The sequence below is a fragment of the Sphingobacterium faecium genome, from assembly GCF_003054045.1.
GTDB lineage: Bacteria > Bacteroidota > Bacteroidia > Sphingobacteriales > Sphingobacteriaceae > Sphingobacterium > Sphingobacterium faecium.
The window spans coordinates 1-3,301 of the sequence record NZ_QBKH01000017.1; the positions used below are offsets into that span (position 1 = coordinate 1).

The 3,301-nt window shown below is 49.2% G+C and carries 2 rRNA genes; both read right to left on the reverse strand.

What is annotated here, in order from left to right:
• Positions 1-8 precede the first annotated feature (8 nt).
• Positions 9-120: ribosomal RNA gene (gene rrf / locus C8N37_RS22560) — 5S ribosomal RNA — on the reverse strand.
• A gap of 109 nt (positions 121-229) precedes the next feature.
• Positions 230-3,118 (reverse strand): 23S ribosomal RNA (locus C8N37_RS22565).
• Positions 3,119-3,301 lie beyond the last annotated feature (183 nt).

Genomic DNA, 3,301 nt, shown 5'->3' on the forward strand with positions numbered 1-3,301 from the left:
TGTATAAAAAAAGGCACCGACCTACTCTCCCACCTGTTACGGCAATACCATCGGCTCTGGCGGGCTTGACTGCTCTGTTCGGAATGGGAAGAGGTAGACACCGCCGATATAGGCACCTAAAATAACTTATCAGTAACGTACTTATTATATGCTGTTAACAGCACGAACGCCTGATCTATAGACAATTGAAAGAAAAACTAAAAGAGGAAGACAACAGTGTCTGCGTTGCTTGAGAAAGCTTCGGGTGATTAGTATTGCTCAGCTATGATATTTCTACCTTTACACCTGCAACCTATCAACGTAGTAGTCTACTACGGCCCTATAAGGAAGTCTCATCTCGTGGCTAGTTTCGCACTTAGATGCTTTCAGCGCTTATCTATTCCCGACGTAGCTACCCAGCCGTACACCTGGCGGCATAACTGGTTTACCAGCGGTCAGTCCATCCCGGTCCTCTCGTACTAAGGACAGATCCACTCAAACTTCCAACGCCCACAACAGATAGGGACCGAACTGTCTCGCGACGTTCTGAACCCAGCTCGCGTGCCACTTTAATGGGCGAACAGCCCAACCCTTGGGACCTTCTCCAGCCCCAGGATGTGACGAGCCGACATCGAGGTGCCAAACCTCCCCGTCGATATGAGCTCTTGGGGGAGATCAGCCTGTTATCCCCAGCGTACCTTTTATCCTTTGAGCGATGGCCCTTCCATACAGAACCACCGGATCACTATGTCCGTCTTTCGACCCTGTTCGACTTGTTGGTCTCACAGTCAAGCAAGCTTATGCCATTGCACTCCACGTACGGTTACCAAGCGTACTGAGCTTACCTTTGAAAGCCTCCGTTACCTTTTTGGAGGCGACCACCCCAGTCAAACTACCCACCAAACAATGTCCTCGGAATAACCGAGTTAGAAACCGAATACAGAAAGGGCGGTATTTCAAGGTTGATTCCATGACTCCTGGCGAAGCCACTTCAACATCTCCCGCCTATCCTACACATCCTGTACCCAATTCCAATGTTAAGCTATAGTGAAGGTGCATGGGGTCTTTCCGTCCCGTTGCGGGTAATCGGCGTCTTCACCGATACCACAATTTCACCGAGCTCATGGCTGAGACAGCGCCCAGATCGTTACACCATTCGTGCAGGTCGGAACTTACCCGACAAGGAATTTCGCTACCTTAGGACCGTTATAGTTACGGCCGCCGTTTACTGGGGCTTCGATTCAATGCTTCTCTTGCGATGACATCCCCTCTTAACCTTCCAGCACCGGGCAGGTGTCAGGCCTTATACTTCATCTTTCGATTTTGCAAAGCCATATGTTTTTGTTAAACAGTCGCCTGGGCCTTTTCACTGCGGCTTCTCCATTGCTGGAGGAAGCGCCCCTTCTCCCGAAGTTACAGGGCCATTTTGCCGAGTTCCTTAGCCATGATTCACTCGAGCACCTTAGGATTCTCTCCTCGACTACCTGTGTCGGTTTACGGTACGGGTTTTTATAACCTGAAGCTTAGCGGGTTTTCTTGGAAGTCTGTTTACCTGCTCTATCAGCGCCGCCGAAGCTTTGCTGTACTATTGGGTTTCAGCAGGGTCGGCGGATTTGCCTACCGTCCCTATACCTACGCCTTTTAACGAACTATTCCGTCAGTTCGCGGCAGTGTCACTACTCCGTCACCACATCGCAGTTATAAAAAGTACTGGAATATTAACCAGTTGTCCATCGGCTTGCTCCCTTCGGATGCGCCTTAGGCCCCGACTAACCCTGATCCGATTAGCGTTGATCAGGAAACCTTAGTCTTTCGGTGGGCGGGTTTCTCACCCGCCTTATCGTTACTTATGCCTACATTTGCTTTTCTATCCACTCCACGGGCCATTACCAGACCGCTTCGCCGTAAATAGAATGCTCCCCTACCAGACATACATCTTTCAGTATGAATCCATAGCTTCGGTAATACACTTGATGCCCGTTTATTATCCACGCCCGATCGCTCGACTAGTGAGCTGTTACGCACTCTTTAAATGAATGGCTGCTTCCAAGCCAACATCCTAGCTGTCTAGGCAATCGGACCTCGTTAGTTCAACTTAGCGTATATTTAGGGACCTTAGCTGATGGTCTGGGTTCTTTCCCTCTCGGCCTTGGACCTTAGCACCCAAAGCCTCACTGCCGGCCATATCTTATAGCATTCGGAGTTCGTCTGGATTTGGTAGGATTTGACTCCCCCGCACCCAATCGGTAGCTCTACCTCTATAAGACTCCATGCCGACGCTGTTCCTAAAAACATTTCGGGGAGTACGAGCTATTTCCCAGTTTGATTAGCCTTTCACCCCTACCCTCAGGTCATCCGGAAACTTTTCAACGTTTATCGGTTCGGTCCTCCATTACATGTTACTGCAACTTCAACCTGCCCAAGGGTAGATCACAAGGTTTCGCGTCTACCTCATCTGACTATGCGCCCTATTAAGACTCGCTTTCGCTTCGGATACGTGGCTGAACCACTTAACCTTGCCAGACAAGAGTAACTCGTAGGCTCATTATGCAAAAGGCACGCCGTCACTGGACCTGCCAGCTCCGACCGCTTGTAAGCACACGGTTTCAGGTTCTTTTCACTCCTCTGTTCGAGGTTCTTTTCACCTTTCCCTCACGGTACTAGTTCACTATCGGTCTCTCAGGAGTATTTAGCCTTATCAGATGGTGCTGACAGATTCCCACAGGGCGTCTCCGACCCCGCGGTACTCAGGGTACTGCTAGGCTAGCATTCTATACGTGTACAGGGCTATCACCGTGTATCGCTGGGCTTCCCATCCCATTCCACTTCTGTTTGCTAATGCCACTTCGCAGCCCTACAACCCCAACCATGCCGTAACAAAGTTGGTTTGGGCTCTTTCCCGTTCGCTCGCCACTACTTGGGAAATCATTATTATTTTCTTCTCCTACGCCTACTTAGATGTTTCAGTTCAGCGCGTTCGCGTATTTTACAACATACCTTCAGTATGCTAGGTTGCCCCATTCGGAAATCTTCGGATCAATCTCACATTTGCTAATCCCCGAAGCTTATCGCAGCTTATCACGTCCTTCATCGCCTCTGAGAGCCTAGGCATCCCCCGTGTGCCCTTATTTACTTTCTTCACCTCATAGCCCTTTTGCTACTATGGGTTGCGTTTTGATATATATAACCATGATGCTACGCATTAATCCGTTCGGCCTTGACCGAGGGTCTTCATAATACATCAGACACATCACAGTATTGTCTCTACTGTTGTCTTCTCTTGTAATTTTTTTTCTTTCAATATGTCAAAGAACTCTTTGTC